The sequence below is a fragment of the Paragemmobacter amnigenus genome (genome assembly GCF_009908265.2).
In the GTDB taxonomy this organism is placed as follows: Bacteria; Pseudomonadota; Alphaproteobacteria; order Rhodobacterales; family Rhodobacteraceae; genus Paragemmobacter; species Paragemmobacter amnigenus.
Map to the genome: position 1 here is coordinate 90,986 of NZ_JAAATX020000006.1, position 17,871 is coordinate 108,856.

Annotated in this window: 12 protein-coding genes; 7 read left to right on the forward strand and 5 right to left on the reverse strand. The window is 66.6% G+C overall.

The window, feature by feature from the left end:
• The first annotated feature begins 44 nt into the window (after positions 1 to 44).
• The 4 genes from GU927_RS09715 to GU927_RS09730 all read left to right on the forward strand — a co-directional run bounded on the left by GU927_RS09715 (position 45) and on the right by GU927_RS09730 (position 3,323).
• Positions 45 to 953 carry an aldo/keto reductase gene (locus tag GU927_RS09715; protein ID WP_161762251.1) on the forward strand — a complete coding sequence of 303 codons (909 nt, stop codon included), beginning with the start codon at positions 45 to 47 and terminating at the stop codon, positions 951 to 953.
• Positions 950 to 2,023, forward strand: a complete 1,074-nt coding sequence (locus GU927_RS09720) for an NAD(P)/FAD-dependent oxidoreductase (RefSeq protein ID WP_161762252.1) — start codon at positions 950 to 952, stop codon at positions 2,021 to 2,023. Before GU927_RS09715 ends, GU927_RS09720 begins: the two co-directional genes overlap by 4 nt.
• A gap of 93 nt (positions 2,024 to 2,116) precedes the next feature.
• On the forward strand, positions 2,117 to 2,470 hold the full coding sequence (locus tag GU927_RS09725; protein WP_161762253.1) for a carboxymuconolactone decarboxylase family protein: 354 nt from the start codon (positions 2,117 to 2,119) through the stop codon (positions 2,468 to 2,470).
• A gap of 40 nt (positions 2,471 to 2,510) precedes the next feature.
• The gene (locus GU927_RS09730) at positions 2,511 to 3,323 is read left to right on the forward strand and encodes a GH25 family lysozyme (RefSeq protein ID WP_394357668.1); all 813 of its coding nucleotides are present in this window, start codon (positions 2,511 to 2,513) and stop codon (positions 3,321 to 3,323) included.
• Here the strand turns inward: GU927_RS09730 and GU927_RS09735 are convergent, their stop codons facing one another.
• The 5 genes from GU927_RS09735 to GU927_RS09755 form a co-directional block, all read right to left on the reverse strand.
• Positions 3,324 to 5,057 (reverse strand): methyl-accepting chemotaxis protein, encoded by a 1,734-nt coding sequence (locus GU927_RS09735; protein ID WP_161762254.1) that lies wholly within the window; start codon positions 5,055 to 5,057, stop codon positions 3,324 to 3,326. It abuts the gene before it with no gap.
• A gap of 142 nt (positions 5,058 to 5,199) precedes the next feature.
• A complete protein-coding gene (locus tag GU927_RS09740; RefSeq protein WP_161762255.1) occupies positions 5,200 to 7,698 on the reverse strand; it encodes a GcvT family protein in 2,499 nt (832 codons plus the stop codon).
• 162 nt (positions 7,699 to 7,860) lie between these two features.
• Positions 7,861 to 8,652: an iron chelate uptake ABC transporter family permease subunit gene (locus GU927_RS09745; RefSeq protein WP_161762427.1), complete on the reverse strand. Its 792-nt coding sequence runs from the start codon at positions 8,650 to 8,652 to the stop codon at positions 7,861 to 7,863.
• On the reverse strand, positions 8,645 to 9,442 hold the full coding sequence (locus GU927_RS09750) for a metal ABC transporter ATP-binding protein (protein WP_161762256.1): 798 nt from the start codon (positions 9,440 to 9,442) through the stop codon (positions 8,645 to 8,647). The genes GU927_RS09745 and GU927_RS09750 overlap by 8 nt, the downstream gene beginning before the upstream one ends.
• Positions 9,439 to 9,963: a Fur family transcriptional regulator gene (locus GU927_RS09755; protein WP_161762257.1), complete on the reverse strand. Its 525-nt coding sequence runs from the start codon at positions 9,961 to 9,963 to the stop codon at positions 9,439 to 9,441. Before GU927_RS09755 ends, GU927_RS09750 begins: the two co-directional genes overlap by 4 nt.
• A gap of 64 nt (positions 9,964 to 10,027) precedes the next feature.
• On the opposite strand from GU927_RS09755, the gene GU927_RS09760 reads away from it, so the two are divergent.
• From GU927_RS09760 to GU927_RS09775, 3 genes are all read left to right on the forward strand, one after another.
• Positions 10,028 to 11,071: a zinc ABC transporter substrate-binding protein gene (locus GU927_RS09760; RefSeq protein ID WP_332838501.1), complete on the forward strand. Its 1,044-nt coding sequence runs from the start codon at positions 10,028 to 10,030 to the stop codon at positions 11,069 to 11,071.
• 71 nt (positions 11,072 to 11,142) lie between these two features.
• Complete coding sequence (locus tag GU927_RS09765; protein ID WP_161762258.1) at positions 11,143 to 12,129, forward strand: aldose epimerase family protein; 987 nt, start codon at positions 11,143 to 11,145, stop codon at positions 12,127 to 12,129.
• Between the two features lie 244 nt (positions 12,130 to 12,373).
• Complete coding sequence (locus tag GU927_RS09775; RefSeq protein WP_269770118.1) at positions 12,374 to 17,809, forward strand: calcium-binding protein; 5,436 nt, start codon at positions 12,374 to 12,376, stop codon at positions 17,807 to 17,809.
• Positions 17,810 to 17,871 lie beyond the last annotated feature (62 nt).

Below are 17,871 nucleotides of genomic sequence, written 5' to 3' on the forward strand. Positions count from 1 at the left end.
CCCGCGCCTTTCCAAGCGGGCCGCGCCGTGGCAGGGTCGCGCCCATGATGACGAACCCTTCCCTTGCCTTCGGCTGCATGCAGTTCGGCGGGCGCGCCGATGCGGCCGCGTCGCGCGCGATGTATGACGCGGCGCGGGCGGCGGGGATCGTGCAGTTCGACACGGCGCATGGCTATACCGATGGCGCGTCCGAGCGGCTGCTGGGGCAGTTCGCGCGGGGCGACGATGCGGTGCGGATCGCCACCAAGGTGGGCTATGACGGCGGCGCGGGGCGGGCCAACCTGACCGCGCAGTTCGAGACGAGCCTGCGGCGGCTGGGGGTCGAGGGGGTCGATCTGCTGTATCTGCACCGCTTCGATCCTGCGACCTCGCTGGAGGAATGGATCGGCCTGTTTGTGGAATGGCAGCATCAGGGCCGCATCGCGCGGATCGGCGTGTCGAATTTCGCGGCCTGGCAAGTGATGAAGGTGCAGGCGGTGGCCGCGCGCTTTGGCAGCCGGATCGACGTGATCCAGCCGATGTACAATCTGGTGAAGCGACAGGTCGAGGTGGAGATCCTGCCCATGTGCGCCGATCAGGGGATCGAGGTGCAGGCCTATTCGCCGCTGGGCGGAGGGTTGCTGACCGGGAAATATGCCGCCGGTCAGGGCGGGCGACTGGTGGAGGATACGCGCTATGCCGCGCGCTATGCCCCGCCCGCGATGCATGCGGCGGCAGATGGACTGGCACGGATCGCGGAGGAGATCGGTGTCGATCCTGCGACGCTGGCCGTCGCATGGGTCATGTCCTGCCCCATCGCGCCCGTGATACCGCTGATATCGGCACGGGACGCGGCGCAGTTGCGCCCGTCGCTGGCGGCCAGGGATTTCGCGATGGATGCGGAGCTGCGGGCGCGCCTTTCGGCGCTCTATCCCGCGCCGCCGCCCGCGACGGACAGGATCGAGGAAGCATGAGCGATTTTCTGGTGATCGGCGGCGGCATCGGCGGCATCTCGGCGGCGGCGCGGCTGTCGGAACTTGGCTCTGTCACCGTGCTGGAGGCGGAGGGGGCGCTGGCGCACCATGCCTCGGGCCGGTCGGCGGCGCTGTATGAGCCGCGCTATGGCGCGCCTGCGGTGGTGGAATTGTCGCTGGCGTCAGAGGCGCATTTCCGCGCGACGGAAAACATCCTGTCCCCGCGCGGGTTGATGAGCGTGGCAAAGGCCGACCAGCGCGCCGAATTCGACGCCGAGGTGCGGGATTTCCAGCTGGAGGTCGTGTCGGTCGACGAAGCGCGGGCGGTGGTGCCGGTGCTGAACCCGGATGTGGTGGCCTTTGCCGCCGTGGCGGATCATGCCTGGGACATCGACACGGACCTTCTGTTGCAGGGTTTTGCGCGCGAGGCGAAGGGGCGCGGGGCGCAGATCGTCACGGGCGCGCGGGTGACGGCCATCGCGCGGGGCGGCGAAGGCTGGGTCGTGCAGTCGGCGGCGGGGGAGTTCACGGGCCGCGTTCTGGTCAATGCGGCGGGGGCCTGGGTGGATCAGGTGGCGGTGATGGCGGGGGTGCGTCCGCTGGGCTTTACCCCCAACCGGCGGTCCATGGCGCGGATACCGGCGCCGGGCGGTCTGGATATCAGCCGCTGGCCCATGATCTTTGGCGCGGGCGAGGCGTGGTATGCCAAGCCCGATGCGGGCGCGCTGATCGTGTCGCCGGCGGAAGAGCACCCGCAGGAACCGCATGACGCATGGGCCGATGACATGGTGCTGGCCGAAGGGCTGGCGCGGTACGAAGAGATGGTGACGGAACCCGTGACGCGGCTGATTTCCAACTGGGCGGGCCTGCGGACATTCGCGCCGGACCGCGTGCTGGTGATCGGGCGCGACGCGCGCGAGGCGGATTTCTTCTGGCTGGCGGGTCAGGGGGGATACGGGTTCCAGACCTGCCCCGCGGCAAGCCTTCTGGCCGCCGACCTGATCGGCGGGCGGGCGACGGACCTGTCGGACGGGCTGGTTGCCGCGCTGGACCCCGCGCGGTTCGGATAACATATTCCTTTTTATGAATTCGTTTTGACCCAGATCAAGGCGGGGCATCTGTGCCCTGCCCTATCGGTGGCCCGTCAGAAGAAGGGCTTACCGATGGGTTACAAGGCGAAGATCGCGGATATGCGCGGCGAGATCCGCGCGATGAACAAGCTGATCCCCGAGGCGGCGGCGGGCTTCGCCACGCTGTCAAAGGCGGTGAAGGAAAACGGGCCGCTGTCCTTCAAGGAAAAGGAATATGTGGCGCTGGCCATCGCCATCAGCCAGCGCTGCGAGCCTTGCATCAATTTCCATGTCGAGGCGCTGATGAAATCCGGCGCCACGCGCGAGGAGCTGGGCGATGTCCTGTCCATGTCGATCCAGATGGGCGGCGGGCCCGCGCTGATGTATGCGGCCCATGCGCTGGCCTGCTGGGACGAGCTGGCGGCGCCTGCGGTGGCGGCGGAATAGCGCGCGCACCCGCGCAAAGGGGCGTGACAGGGAACGGCGGATGGGCCAGCATCGGCCCATCATGCTGCGCCTCGTCCCGTTCCTCTTCGCCCTGATGCTTGCCGCCTGCGGCGGGCGCGCGCCCGCCCCGATGGATACGGGCGCGATCCCTGCGCCGCCCGTGAACCGCCCGAATTTCGGGGATGCCGACCCCGCGAGCTTTGGTCGCAACGGACCGGAGGACCACCCCGTCCACGGCATCGACCTTGCGCGGTTCCAGACGGATGTGGACTGGCGGCAGGCGCGGGCGAACGGCGTGAGCTTCGCCTTCATCAAGGCGACAGAGGGCGGCGATCTGGTCGACCCGATGTTCCGCGACCACTGGCGCGGCGCGGGACGGGCGGGCGTGCCGCGCGGAGCCTATCATTTCTTCTACCACTGCCGCCCCGCGGCGGAACAGGCCGCCTTCTACATCCGCACCGTGCCGCGCGTGGCGGGCAGCCTGCCGCCGGTGCTGGACATGGAATGGACGCCCTTCTCGCCCACCTGCACCATCCGCCGCGCGCCCGATGTGATCCGCTCCGAGGCGCGGATATTCCTCGACATCGTCGAGGCGCATTACGGCAAGCGGCCGATCATCTATTCCACGGTGGATTTCTACCGCGAGAACCAGATGTGGAAGGTCGGCAACTACCCGTTCTGGCTGCGCTCGGTCGCCGCCCATCCGGACGAGGTCTATGGCGGGCGGCACTGGACCTTCTGGCAATACACCTCGACCGGCCTGATCCCCGGCATCGCCGGAGAGGTGGATATCAACGTCTTCGACGGCAGCCGCGAGGATTGGGCGCGCTGGCTGGCGGCACATGCGGGCTGACTAGGCCCGCCGCGCCACCTTGGCCGCATCGATGCCTGCGCCGGCGAGCATCGCGCTGATCTGCTGCATGAGCTCGGCGGGCATGCCGGACAGGTCCAGCGTGCCGTCGGCCATGCGGGCGGGGGCGCGCAGGCGGAAGCGGGCGATGGCGGCGCGCATCGCCTCGGACGAGGATTGCAATTCGGCGGCACCTGCGGCGAGCTGTTCTGCCTGACCGCTGGTCGCGGTGGCGGAATTCGCCACCTCGCCGATGGAGGTGGTGATCTGCGCAACGGCGCGGGCCTGTTCGTCGCCCGAGGAGGCGATGGAGGAGACGAGGGTTTCCACCTCGGCGATGTCATGGGCGATGCGGTCGAAGGCGCGGCGGGTGTCGTCGGCGATCGACACGCCGGACGCCACACGCTGCGCCGCATCCTCGATCAGGTCGCCGCTTTCGCGCGCGGCACGGGCCGAGCGTCCGGCAAGGTTGCGCACCTCTTGCGCCACGACGGCGAAGCCACGGCCATACTGGCCTGCGCGCGCGGCCTCGACCGCGGCGTTCAGGGCCAGAAGGTTGGTCTGGAAGGCGATCTCGTCGATGACCTTGATGATCTTGGCGATGTCGTCCGACGAGGTGCGGATCGCCTCCATCGCCTGCACCATACCGATGACCTTTTCGCGCCCCTCGGTCGTGGCGTTCGAGGCGGAAGAGGCGCGGTGGCTGGCCAGTTTGGCCGAGCTGGCATTGGCGCGGACCTGCGCGTCGGTCTCTTCGGCCGAGGCGGAAATCTCGTCGACCGAGGTGCTGGCCACCTGTGCATTGTCGGCCAGCATCTGCGCGCTGGAGGCGATCTGTTCGATGGTCGCCGTGACCTGCGTCACCTGTTCGCCGATCTCGTGGAAGGTGGCGTTCAGTCCCTCATAGGCGCGCCCGAAGGCGTCGGCGATCTGGCGGAATTCCCCGGGGAAGGTGTCGGGGCGGATGTCGCGGTCCAGGCGGCCCTCGACGATGTCGATCGACATCGCCTCGATCTCTCCGATCGTGCGGCGGAAGGTGTCGCGGATGCTGTCCATCGCCTCGTTGATGAAGACGCGGTCGCCGGTGAAGCGTTCGAGCGGATGGTCGAAGTCGCCGCGCGCGAAGGCCTCGGCGCAGGTGATGATCTTGCGCTTGGTCGAGATGTGATCGCGGACCATCTGGTTCACCCGCGCGACAAGGTCGCCGAAGATCGGGTTGAACAGGGTTTCATCCATGTAGTCGTGGATCTTGCCCGCCTTGTGCGCGGCGGACATGCGCGACAGCTCGGCCATCAGGCGGTCGATCTGCTGCGTGTTCTCCTCGAGCGCGGTGAGGTCCTGCCATTCGACGAAAAGACCCACCGTGCGGCCGGTCGCGTCGTGATGCGGGATCGCGCGGAAGGCCAGACGGCGGCCGCCCACGGTGAATTTGCCGTCATGCGGTTTGGCAAGGTCGGCCATCAGGCGGCGCTGGTAGGCGGGATTCTTGTGGAACAGGTCGATGGATTTGCCCACCACCTCGCGCGCGGTGAAATGCGGCAGGTCGCGGCGGATCTCCTCCTCGATCGCCTCGAACATGCGATAGGCGGCCTCGTTCACGAAGCGGACGACCATGTCGGTGTCGGCCACCATCACGGGGTTGGACAGATGGTCCAGCACCGCCATCGGATTGAAACGGGCGGAAAAGGTCGCGAGTTCTTCATGAGGGAGGGAGGAATCGGTCACCGCTTGAGTCATCGTTACGTCCTGTCATTCGCGTTGCGGGATCAGCAGATCCCCCTTCGGCAAGGAGAAACGGCCGAAAATCCGCGTTGTTGAATGCAGGCATGAAAAAAGGGCCGGCAGCATGTGCCACCGGCCCCCGTAAAGCTCGCCGCTCTCAGCCGTCGATGCGGATGCGGGCGTTGGACGGGTCGAAGGGGCTGTCCTCGGTCACGACCGCGTCCCATTCCTGACGCAGCATCTTGACCTTCAGCTTCGTGCCCACCTCGGCCAGATCGGGGCGGACATAGCCCATGCCGATCTGCTTGCCGAAGGCCACGGACCAGCCGCCGGACGTCAGACGACCGACCTTTTCGCCGTTCAGGAGGAGCGCTTCCTTGCCCCACGGATCGGCGTCCGACGGGCCGTCGATCAGCAGCGTGACGCATTTCGACCGGATGCCGGTTTCCAGCATCTTGGCCTTGCCGCGGAAGTCCTTGGACAGGTCGACGAAGCGGTCCAGCGCAGCCTCGAGCGGGGTCGCGTCGCGGCCCAGTTCGTTGCCGAAGGCGCGATAGGATTTTTCCTGCCGCAGCCAGTTCTGCGCGCGGGCGCCCACGCCCTTCAGCCCGTGCTTTTCGCCCACGGACCAGATCAGGTCCCACAGGTAGCGGCCGAATTCGATGGGGTAGTGCAGTTCCCAGCCAAGCTCGCCCGTATAGGCCACGCGGACGGCGCGGACGGGGCACATGCCCAGTTCGATGTCGCGGTAGGAGAGCCACGGGAAGCGCTTGTTGCCCAGCACGGTGTCGGGGTTGGCGTCCTTGACGATGTCCTTCAGCAGGGCGCGGGCATTCGGACCGGCAAGGGCGAAGACGCCCCATTGCGTGGTGATGTCGTGGATGTCGATATAGCCGCCACCCTGCGCCATCCAGTCCTCGGCCGCCTTGATCAGGAAGTCGGCGTCATAGGCCGTCCATGCCCCAGCGGAGATGAGGTAGTACTCGTTCTCTTTCAGCCGCACGATGGTGTATTCGGTGCGGGTCGTGCCGTGGTCGGTCAGGGCGTAGGTCAGATTGATCCGGCCCACATTCGGCAGCTTGTTGCAGGTGAAATGGTCGAGGAAGGCGGTCGCGCCGGGGCCACGCACGAGGTGCTTGGTGAAGGCGGAGGCGTCGATGATGCCCACGGTGTTGCGGACGGCCTGCGCCTCGGCCTCGGCATAGGGCCACCACGTGCCGCGGCGGAAGCTGCGGCCGTCATGGTCGAAGGACGCGGGGGCGTCCTTGGGGCCGTAGTAGTTGGGGCGTTCCCAGCCGTTCACCTGACCGAACTGCGCGCCCATTTCCTTTTGCCGGTCATAGGCCGGGGCGGTGCGCAGGGGGCGGCAGGCTTCGCGTTCCTCGTCCGGGTGGTGCAGGATGAAGACGTGTTCGTAGCATTCCTCGTTCTTGCGCGCGGCGTATTCGGTCGTCATCCAGTTGCCGTAACGCTTGGGGTCGAGGGAGGCCATGTCGATTTCGGCTTCGCCTTGCGTCATCATCTGGGCAAGGTAATAGCCCGTGCCGCCCGCGGCGGTGATGCCGAAGGAGAAGCCTTCCGCGATCCACATGTTGCGCAGGCCGGGGACGGGGCCGACCAGCGGGTTGCCGTCGGGGGTATAGCAGATCGGGCCGTTGTAATCGTCCTTGAGGCCCACGGTTTCCGACGACGGGATGCGGTGGATCATGGACATGTATTCCGCCTCGATCCGTTCGAGATCGAGCGGGAAGAGGTCGGCGCGGAACGACTCCGGCACGTCATAGAGGAAGCGGGCCGGGGCGTTGCGTTCGTAAGGGCCGAGGATCCAGCCGCCGCGTTCTTCGCGCACGTACCACTTGGCGTCGGCGTCGCGCAGGACGGGGTGCTGCGGGTTGGTCTTGCGCCATTCGACCAGCGCGGGGTCCGGTTCGGTGACGATGTACTGGTGTTCGACCGGGATCGCGGGAATCTTGATGCCCAGAAGCCGCGCCGTGCGCTGGGCGTGGTTGCCCGTGGCGGTGACGACATGTTCGGCGTGGATGTCGTAGGTTTCTTCCGTGGGGAGCAGGTTGCCGCCCTTGTCCTCCATCCGCGTCACCGACACGATCCATTCCGACCCCGTCCAGCGGTAGCCGTTCACCTGGATCTTGCGTTCGATGGTGGCACCCAGTTGCCGCGCGCCCTTGGCCATGGCCTGCGTCACGTCGGCGGGGTTAATGTAGCCGTCCTGCGGGTGATAGAGCGCGCCGACGAGGTCTTCGGTGCGGACCAGCGGCCAGCGGTCCTTGATTTCCTTGGGCGACAGGAATTCGTGGTAGACGCCTGCGGTTTCGGCCACCGACGAATACAGCATGTATTCATCCATGCGCTCCTGCCGCTGCGCCATGCGCAGGTTGCCCACCACGTAGAAGCCGGGGTTCAGGCCCGTCTCGGCCTCCAGCCCCTTGTAGAAATCGACCGAGTATTTGTGGATGTGGGTCGTCGCGTAGGACATGTTGAACAGCGGCAGCAGGCCCGCGGCGTGCCAGGTGGAGCCTGCGGTGAGTTCATCGCGTTCCACCAGCATCGTATCCCATCCCGCCTTGGCGAGGTGATAGGCGATGCCGTTGCCGACGGCACCGCCGCCGACGACGAGGGCTTTGACATGGGTTTTCATGGGGGCGACTCCGCGGAAGCTGTTTTGTCCCTATCTGCCCGAATGCGCGGCGGACGGGCAAGACAACCCGACCCTTGGCAGACAAAAGCGACATCCCTGTAAAATGGGCGACTTCGCCGCGGGGGGCTTGGCCGGAGGCTGGGCAATATTGCCCGGCCTGCGTCAGGACCGCCGCATCCGACCGAAAATGGCGGACAGCGCGAACAGGATCGCGGCGGCGGCGATGATCGAGGGGCCGGCGGGCGTATCTTCCCACAGCGACAGTTGCAGCCCCGCAAGGGCGCTGGCCGCGCCGAAGAGCGTCGCCAGAAGTGCCATGCTTTCCGGCGTGCGCGACAGGCCGCGTGCGGCGGCGGCGGGGATGATGAGCAGGGCCGCGATGAGGAGGGCGCCCACGACCTTGATCGCCACGGCCACGACGACGGCCAGCGCCAGCGTCAGCACCAGCCGTTCCCGCGCGGGGTTCAGGCCCGAGGCATGGGCAAGGTCTTCGTTCAGGGTCGAGGTAAGCAGCGCCTGCCAGCGCCACGCAAGCAGCCCGAGGACGAGCACCGCCCCCCCCCAGATGAAGCCCAGATCGGCGCGCGACACGGCAAGGATGTCTCCGAACAGCCATGCCGACAGGTCCGTCCGCGCCCCCGGCACGAAAGAGACGGCGACCAGACCGAAAGCCAGCGCGGAATGGGCCAGAACGCCCAGCGTGGTGTCCATCGCCCAGCCGCGCGCGGCAAGCGTGGCCACCGTCACCGCCATTGCCAGCGCGATGACAAGCGTTCCAGCCACCACAGGCAGCCCCGTCGCCAGCGCCAGCGCAACGCCGAGGATTGCCGCGTGGGATGTGGCATCCCCGAAATAGGCCATGCGCCGCCAGACGACGAAAGACCCCAGCGGTCCCGTCGCCAGTGACAGGCCCAGCCCTGCAAGGGCGGCGCGCACAAGGAAATCGTCAAGCATGGTGGTGCCCGTGGCTGTCGGCGTGGTCATGGTCATGCGCGTGGCGGGGGTGGGCATGGCCCTGCCCGCCCGCATCATGGCTGTGGTCGTGGACATGCTGGTAAAGCGCCAGCGCGCCTTGCGTGCCCAGCCCGAACAGCGCGCGGTATTCCGGCGCGGTCGACACCACGCGGGGCGTGCCTTCGCAGCAGATATGCCCGTTCAGGCAGATCACACGGTCCGAGGCCGCCATGACGACATGCAGGTCGTGGCTGACCATCAGCACCGCCACGCCGGTCTCGCGCCGGACCTCCTCGATCAGGCGGTAGAAGGCGGCCTCGCCGGGCTGGTCCAGCCCCTGCGTCGGCTCGTCCAGCACCAGAAGCTGCGGTTGCGACAGCAGGGCGCGGGCCAGCAGCACGCGCTGGAACTGCCCGCCGGACAGGTCCGCCATCTGGCGCTGCGCCACGTCTGGCAGGCCGACGCGGGCCAGCGCCGCCGCCGCCGCCGCATCCGCCACGCGGGCGGGCAGCGACAGGAAGCGGCGGACGGTCATCGGCAGGGTGCGGTCGATGGCAAGGCGCTGCGGCACATAGCCGATCCCCAGCCCCGCGCGGCGCGTCACACGACCCCGCGTTGCGGGCAGGATGCCCAGAAGCGCGCGCAAAAGGGTCGATTTGCCCGAGCCGTTGGGGCCGAGGATCGTCACGATCTCGCCCGGGCGGATGGCAAGGGTGACGTCGCTCAGTACCGGATGGGCGTCGAGCGTGACCGTCAGGTGATCGGCACGGATCAGCGCGTCATCCGTCATGCGCCCGCCCCCCGGCAAGCGGGGCACAGACCCAGCGCCTCGATGTTGGAACGTTCGATGGCAAAGCCCAGCGCGGCGGCGGCATGGTCCAGCGCCTCGCGGACCGGGGCGGCGGGGGCCTCGGCCACATGGTTGCAGGCGCGGCAGATGAGGAAGGCGGGGGCGTGCGCCTCGCCGGGGTGCATGCAGGCGGCAAAGGCGTTCAGGCGCCGGATGCGGTGGGCAAGACCGTTTTCCACAAGGAAATCCAGCGCGCGATAGGCGACGGGGGGCTGGTTGCCGAAACCTTCGCCCGCCAGCCGTTGCAGCACGTCATAGGCGCCCAGCGCGCGGTGCTCCTCCAGCAGGATTTCCAGCACGCGGCGGCGCACGGGGGTCAGCTTCACGCCCTGCTCGGCGGCCAGAGCCTCGGCCCGGGCAAGGACGTCGCCGGAGCAGTGGCTGTGATCATGCCGCGCAAAGGCGGCCTGCGGTGCCGCGGCACAGCCCGGACAGGCGTCGGAATGATGGGCGTGGGGCATGGGCGCCTCTTGACATGTTATAGTATAACATACATAGGCCCGACAGGTTGTCCAGAAAGGCCAGATGATGCGTTATATCATATCCTTTGCCGCCACCAGCCTTGTCGCCGCCCTGCCCGCATGGGCCGAGGTGCCGCGCGTGGTGACGGATATCCACCCCGTACATTCCCTCGTGGCGCAGGTGATGGGCGATCTTGGGACGCCCGAACTTCTGCTGGAGCGTGGCGCGAACGAGCATGACTTCCAGCTGCGCCCGTCACAGGCGGCGGGGCTGGAGGCGGCGGATCTGGTGGTCTGGATCGGGCCGGAGCTTACGCCCTGGCTGGCACGCGCGCTGGACGGCGTGGGCAGCGGGGCGGCGCAACTGTCGCTGCTGGCGGCCGAGGGGACCGAGACACGCGCCTTCAGCGCGGATGGCGCGCACCGGCACGGAGCGGAGGACGACGCACACGAAGAGCACGGGCACGAGGACCACGGCCACGACGAGCAAGGTCATGGCGGGCACGAGGACGCGGGACAGGCCGACGCCGCCCATGGCGAGGACACGCATGACGGGCATGGCGCAGAGGAAGGTCACGCCCATGAGGGCACCGATCCCCATGCATGGCTCGACCCGCACAATGCCAAGGTCTGGCTGCAGGCGATCGCAGCCGAACTGGGCCGGATCGACCCCGGCAATGCCGCGACCTATGCCGCGAATGCCGCCGCCGCCGCCCTGCGGGTGGATGCGGTCGATGCGGAACTGGCCGCCACGCTGGCTGCGGTGAAGGGCAGGCCGCTCGTCGTCTATCACGACGCCTACGGATACTTCGCCGCGCATTACGGTCTGGACATCTTCGGCTCGGTCGCGCTGGGAGATGCCACGGCACCTGGGGCCGCGCGTCTGGCAAGCCTGCGCGACGGCATGGCGGCCGGCGGGGCGGTCTGTCTTTTCCCCGAGGCGCAGCATGACGATGGCCTGATCCAGACCCTTGCCGAAACGCCCGGAACCCGCATCGGGGCGGCGCTTGACCCGAACGGGTCGCTGCAGGAGCCCGGCCCCGCCGCATGGGAGGGGATGATGCGCGCGCTGGCCGCCGCGCTGGCCGGTTGCGCCACGGCGGGCTGACCGGACCGGCCCAAACCGCTTGACCCCCGCCGCAGGCTTCGCCACCACTTGGGCAACGGTGGGGAGAGGGCATGGCACAGCAACAGCTCGGGGTGGCACCCTTTGGCATGACCGCGAAGGGCGAGGCGGTCCAGCGCGTGACGCTGGGCCGTGACGGGCTGACCGTATCGGTCCTGACATGGGGTGCGGTGCTGCAAGGCGTCTGGCTGGAGGGGGATGCGCGCAGCCTGACGCTGGGGTCCGACAGGCTGGCCGATTATGAGGGCGCGATGCGCTATCACGGTTCGCTCATCGGGCCGGTTGTCAACCGGCTGAGCGGTGCGCGGGCGCGGGTCGCGGGGCAGGAGTTGCGGTTCGAGGCAAATCAGGACGGGCAGCACTGCCTTCACTCGGGCAGCGCGGGCACGCATCTGAAGGTCTGGCGGCTGGCCGAGGCGACCGAGGACACCGTCCGGCTGGAACTGGACCTGCCCGATGGCGAGGGCGGTTTTCCGGGCAACCGCCGCGTGGCGGCGACATGGCGCGTGGACGGGGCGAGCCTGCATCTGCATGTCCATGTCACGACCGACCGCACGACGCCCGTGAACTTTGCCAATCACAGCTACTGGAACCTTGACGGCACGCCGACCTATGCAGGCCACCGCCTGTGGATCGCGGCCGACCGCTACCTGCCCACGACGCCGGACTTCACCCCCACCGGCGAGGTGCGGCCGGTCGAGGCGGAGGGGATGGATTTCCGCAAGTCCCGCCGTGTCGAACCCGGGGCACCGGCCTTGGACAATTGCTTCTGTCTGTCCGATGGCCATACGGACCTGCGCGAGGTGCTGCGCCTGACCGGACAGTCGGGCATCGGCCTGTCGGTGGCGACGACCGAAGCGGGCATCCAGATCTATGATGCCCGAAACGCCCTGCGTCCCGGACGCGGCGCGCATGAGGGGCTGGCGATCGAGGCGCAGGGTTGGCCCGACGCGCCGAACCACGGGGGCTTTCCCTCCATCGACCTCGGGCCAGGGCAGGATTACCGCCAGCACACCCGCTGGCAATTCACGCGCGGCTGAGCGGGTCCGTCCGGCAGTTCTGCTGCCTGCATGTTTCCCCTATGCAAAAGTGCATGGCGTGCTATCCTTTCGGTTGGGGCTTTGTTTGGACAGGATCGGCGTGATGGGCGCGGTGCTGTTCCTTTCTTGTGTTTTGATGGTGAGCGGTCTTGCAGACCCGTTGTGTCACGAGTGATCCGATGCGCGTCATTCCGACCGCGCGACAGGTCCATCTGGCCGCTCTTGCAACAGCGGGAGATTGGCTATGGCGACGACCGGCGCGGACCTGATTTTCGGGACGGACAACAACGACGTGATCGCCGGTTTGGCGGGAAGCGACACGCTTTACGGCGGCCCGACCTCGCTCTCGGCGGGACTGGGGGATGACACCCTGTCTGGCGATGACGGGACTGACAGGCTTTTCGGCGGCGCTGGCAATGATGTCCTGACGGGAGGGGCCGGGGCGGATACGCTGGATGGCGGGGCGGGGAATGACACGCTGCGTGGCGATGTCGCGGCGGGGTCCGAATTCGACGACAGTTTCGGAGAGACTGACACGCTGCATGGCGCGGATTCGCTTATCGGCGGGGGTGGCGCGGACCTGATCATCGGTGGCGGCGGCGCGGACAGCCTGTTTGGCGGGGATGGCGCGGATACGCTCTATGGCAATGCTGGCAGCGACCAGTTGCAGGGCGGCGACGGCGACGACGACCTCTATGGAGGCAACGGCAATGATACGCTTGTTGCGGGGGCAGGCGATGACGTGCTGTACGGTGGCGCTGGTGGCGACTCGCTTTCGGGCGAAGGCGGCAATGACTCGATCTATGCCGGCGATGGGAATGACACGCTTGCAGGCGGATTGGGCGACGACCTGCTGGATGCAGGGTCGGGCAGCGACACGGTCTTTGGCGGCTTTGGCAATGATTTGATCTACGGCGACGACTCGGTCGGGGGCAGCGCGGATTCCATCGACGCGGGCGACGGCAGCGACATCGTCTATGCAGATGGCGGAAACGACACCGTCATCGGCGGAGAGGGGAACGATTACATCGACGGCGGCGAGGGAGCCGACTCGCTGACCGGCGGGGTCGGGATGGATTCGCTTTCTGGAGACGACGGGGCAGACCGACTGTTCGGTGGCGCTGCGAATGACTACATTTATGGCGGGAACGGCAATGATTTCATCGAAGGCGGCGATGGCGATGATGTCCTGACTGGAGGGCTCGGTGATACCTCCAATTCCACCCTTGCCGGGGGCAATGCCAACGACACGATGTTCGGCGGGGCTGGGAATGACGAAATCCATGGCGGCAGCGGCAGTGACAGCATTGACGGCGGGACGGGCAATGACTGGATAAATGGCGCTGACTTCCTCAATCCCTCCTTGGACGGGCGGGATACGCTTCTGGGCGGGGATGGCGACGACACGATCACCGGCGGCAGTCTTGCCGATGTCATCGACGGCGGGACGGGAAATGACGTCATAGAGGCCGGAGACGGCAACGATGTGTCCATCCGCGGCGGGGCCGGTCATGACGATATCTCGGGCGGGGCGGGCCATGATTCATTGCAGGGCGAGGCGGGCAACGATCGGCTGGACGGTGGCGCGGACAACGACACGCTGCTGGGCGGGGACGGCAACGACAGGCTGATCGGCGGAACGCAGCGGGACAGCCTGATCGGGGGGGCCGGTTCGGATATCCTGTTCGGCGACCGCGATCTTTCCAGCCCGGATGTGCAGCTTGTCAGTGACGAGATGAACGACACGCTCGACGGCGGCGCGGGCGATGACGCGCTGTTCGGCGACGCAGGCAATGACAGCCTGCTGGGCGGTGACAACTCGGATATTCTGGTCGGCGGGTCCGGTCAGGACAAGCTGCTGGGCGGCGCGGGCAATGACGTGCTTCATGGCGATCTTGTCGAACTCGGGTCTGGCAGCCTGTCCTTGGATGCGCTTTTTGCGAATTTGCTGCGGCTGAACGAGACCGGTGAGGACGGGAATGACGAACTTCTGGGGAATGGCGGCGACGATCTGATCATCGGCCATGGCGGCAATGACGTGATCGACGGCGACGACCTGAACGGTGCAGGGGTCGGCAATGACACGATCTTCGGCGGGGGCGGCGATGACGTGATCCGCGGCGGCGGCGGGAATGACCTGATCTTTGCCGATGGCGGGAAAGACCAGTCCTTCGGCAATGCGGGGAATGACACGATCTTTGCCGGTAGCGGGAACGGGCAGGATACCGTCTTTGCCTATGGCGGCGATGGCGCGGATGAAATCTTCGGCTTTGACCCGTCTTTCAATGGTTCGGGCCACTACGAACTGCGCGGCGGCTTGGGGAATGACACGATCTATGCGGGCTGGATGGATTCCGGCAACAAGCTGTTCGGCGAAGGCGGCGACGACCTGCTTTATGCCAATGGCAACAGCACCCTCGAAGGCGGCGATGGTGCCGATACGTTGGTCGCGGCCTATGGCAGCGTTCTGGATGGCGGCGCGGGGCGGGATATCATCTTCATCCAGTCCGGCACGACCGATACGGTGATCCGCAATTACTCGGCCGCGGATGATATTCTGGTGATCGAGGCGGGCGATTACGCGGTGCTGAGCGTCACCGAGAGTGGTGGAAATACGATCATCAAGATCGGGGAGCAAACCATCGCCACGCTGATCGGATTTGACTGGAACAATGGCGTCATTGATCCGCTGGCACCGTTGTCGACAGGACAGGTGCGGTCGAACCTGAAGATCGCCCTTGCGGGCGCGCAGCCGACCCTTGGCACGGGCAACGACACCTATGCCGGAACCATGGGTGACGACACGATCTATGGCGGGGACGGCAACGACACCCTGCGGGGCGATTTCGGCGATGACACGATCGAAGGCGGCAATGGCAATGACCAGTTGTTCGGTGGCTTTGGCGATGACACCATCCGTGGCGGAACGGGCAATGACAGCATTGACGGCGGCGCGGGGCATGACAGCCTGCGGGGCAATTCGGGCAACGACACCATCTTCGGCGGGGCCGGAGATGACTCGCTTGCCGGGGGTGACGGCAATGACAGCGTGACCGGCGGCACCGGAGACGACACGCTGGGCGGCGGCACGGGCAACGATACCCTGTCGGGCGACGATGGTCTGGACGAGATTTTCGGCGATGAGGGGCGCGACTCGATCTCGGGCGGGGCGGGCAATGACACGCTGGACGGCTGGACGGGCAATGACACGATCCAGGGCGGCGATGGCGATGACCTGATCTTTGGCGGACCGTCACCGAACGCCGAACTTTCGGGCGCCATCGAACGGGATGACGACCTGCTGCGCGGCGGAAACGGGAATGACTATATCCTGGGCCACGGCGGCAACGACACGCTGGAGGGCGAGGCCGGAAACGACACGCTGGAAGGCGGGGCCGGTTTCGACAGCCTGCTGGGCGGGACCGGCGATGACGAGCTTGTGGGCGGCGATGGTGCCGACATGCTCAAGGGCGAGGCGGGGAACGACTCGCTCTATGGCGACAGTGGGCCCGAGAGCCTGCATCGCGGGCAGGACACGCTGGAAGGCGGCGACGGGCATGACTCGCTGGTCGGCGGCGGCGGGCGTGACGTGCTTTATGGCGGGACAGGCAATGATTTCCTGAAGGGCGACTGGTATCCGAACGCAGGCCAGTTTGAAGACGACCTTATCTGGGCCGCCGGTGCCGACACGCTCTTCGGCGGGGACGGGGATGACACGATCGAGGGCGTCTATGGCAACGACCTTGCCTATGGCGGCATCGGCAACGATTCATTCTGGGCCGATGACGGGCAGGACACGCTTTATGGCGATGCAGGGAACGACATCCTTGAAGGTGGCCGTGGCGACGACAGCCTGTTCGGCGGCGACGGCGAGGATGAACTCTTCGGCGACAAGGGCGACGACGTCTATGACGGCGGCGCGGGCCATGACCTTCTGAGCGACTGGGACGGCCACAACGTCATGAACGGCGGTGCGGGCAATGACACGGTCTTTGGCGCAGGCGGCGGCGAGGATACCATCGCAGGCGGGGATGGCGCGGATTTCCTGAACGGCAACGGCGGTGACGACAGCATCACGGGCGATGCGGGTGCCGACAATCTGCGTGGCGGTGGCGGCAACGACCGGCTGGATGGCGGTGCCGACAACGACATGATCTATGACGGAAGCGGCGACGACACGCTGATCGGCGGCGCGGGGGATGACGAGCTGTTCATGTGGAACGGGACCGACGTCGCCTTTGGCGGTGACGGGGCCGACAGCTTCTACTTTGGCGCGCGCGGCGATGCGGCCTTCGGGGGCGGCGGGACCGACAGCTTCTTCCTGTGGCCGGCAATCGATGGCGAGGTCTATATCGAAGGCGGTGACGCAGCAGACCTGACGGTGATCGAGAATACCGGTGCCACCAACAGCAAGGTGATCTTCGCCGACTTCAACCCTGCAGGCGGCGATGCGATCCGCGTCATCGACTATGACTTCACGGCAACGCAGGACGGCCTGACCGGCGCCCCCCTGACGGCGGCGATTGCCGGATGGAGAGGCGGGCTGACCATCGACAGCTTCGATGACTCCTATCTGGTCGTCACGATTGGCGGCAGCGGCATAGAGCTCCACTTCCCGACGATCAGCGTGACCTCGCCGGAATCGGTCATCAACGCCATCCTTGCGGCGATCACCCCCGTCGGCAACACCGAGCGTCTGGGCAGCGATCTGGCCAATGATACGATCAACGGTACCGCGGGCTATGACGCCCTCTACGGACTGGCCGGAAATGACAGCCTGTCGGGCAATGACGGCCATGACGAGCTTTACGGCGGGATCGGCAATGACACGCTGTCAGGCGGCAACGGCTGGGATTTCCTTGACGGCGGCGACGGCAATGACAGCCTTGTGGGCGGGGCCGGAGGCGACACGCTTGTTGCCGGCAACGGCAACGACACCATGACCGGCGGAAGCGGATCGGACCTGTTCGTCTGGGACATCCGCCGCGAAGGGGCAAAGACCATCACGGACTTCGCGCCCAACATCGACACCCTGCGCGTCGTCGTGGGGGTGGACTTTGACCCCGACATCCTCGACTCGGCCGTCCGGATCGTGGGCGGGAACACGGTGGTGGGCGACAGTTTCGCATCGCTGACCGTGACCGGCGTGGGCAGCCTTGTGCAGATGGGTGATCTGAACGTCCAGATTGCCGTCGAAGGCAGCGAAGAGAGCGAGTCCATTGTGGGCTTTTCGAATCTTTCCGAGGAGATTCGAAACAACCTGCTGTTCGGGATGGGCGGAGACGACGCGCTGGTCGGCGGCGACGATGGCGACGACACGATCTATGGTGGCGACGGAAACGACACCATCGACTCCAACGGCGGCTGGTGGAACGAGCTTTATGGCGGGGACGGCGACGACACCCTGTATCTGAGCGGCGACGGCTTGATGGAAGGCGGCGCGGGCCGCGATACCTTTGTCTTTACGCGCTCAGAGTTTGGCTACGCCTATGGGGAAGTGACCGACTTCGACCAGAGGAGTGACTGGATCGTCATCGACAATCCGGACTTGACGATAGATGATCTGTACTTCGAAACCTCCAGCGACGGCACCTTGATTTTCTGGGGTGATGGCGAGATCTGGGTTGCTGGCAAGACGCCAGCAGATTTGACACCGCGGATCGTGTTCGACGTCGATTGATTTCGTGGCGACGGGGGTTGAGACACCCCGGCAATCTGCTACCGAAAATCCGGCCGAACTCT

Bases quoted from the DNA above. Each gene is read 5' to 3' on its own strand.
- GU927_RS09715 (WP_161762251.1), top strand. From the start codon at position 45: ATGATGACGAACCCTTCCCTTGCCTTCGGCTGCATGCAGTTCGGCGGG.
- GU927_RS09720 (WP_161762252.1), top strand. From the start codon at position 950: ATGAGCGATTTTCTGGTGATCGGCGGCGGCATCGGCGGCATCTCGGCG.
- GU927_RS09725 (WP_161762253.1), top strand. From the start codon at position 2,117: ATGGGTTACAAGGCGAAGATCGCGGATATGCGCGGCGAGATCCGCGCG.
- GU927_RS09730 (WP_394357668.1), top strand. From the start codon at position 2,511: ATGGGCCAGCATCGGCCCATCATGCTGCGCCTCGTCCCGTTCCTCTTC.
- GU927_RS09735 (WP_161762254.1), bottom strand. From the start codon at position 5,057: ATGACTCAAGCGGTGACCGATTCCTCCCTCCCTCATGAAGAACTCGCG.
- GU927_RS09740 (WP_161762255.1), bottom strand. From the start codon at position 7,698: ATGAAAACCCATGTCAAAGCCCTCGTCGTCGGCGGCGGTGCCGTCGGC.
- GU927_RS09745 (WP_161762427.1), bottom strand. From the start codon at position 8,652: ATGCTTGACGATTTCCTTGTGCGCGCCGCCCTTGCAGGGCTGGGCCTG.
- GU927_RS09750 (WP_161762256.1), bottom strand. From the start codon at position 9,442: ATGACGGATGACGCGCTGATCCGTGCCGATCACCTGACGGTCACGCTC.
- GU927_RS09755 (WP_161762257.1), bottom strand. From the start codon at position 9,963: ATGCCCCACGCCCATCATTCCGACGCCTGTCCGGGCTGTGCCGCGGCA.
- GU927_RS09760 (WP_332838501.1), top strand. From the start codon at position 10,028: ATGATGCGTTATATCATATCCTTTGCCGCCACCAGCCTTGTCGCCGCC.
- GU927_RS09765 (WP_161762258.1), top strand. From the start codon at position 11,143: ATGGCACAGCAACAGCTCGGGGTGGCACCCTTTGGCATGACCGCGAAG.
- GU927_RS09775 (WP_269770118.1), top strand. From the start codon at position 12,374: ATGGCGACGACCGGCGCGGACCTGATTTTCGGGACGGACAACAACGAC.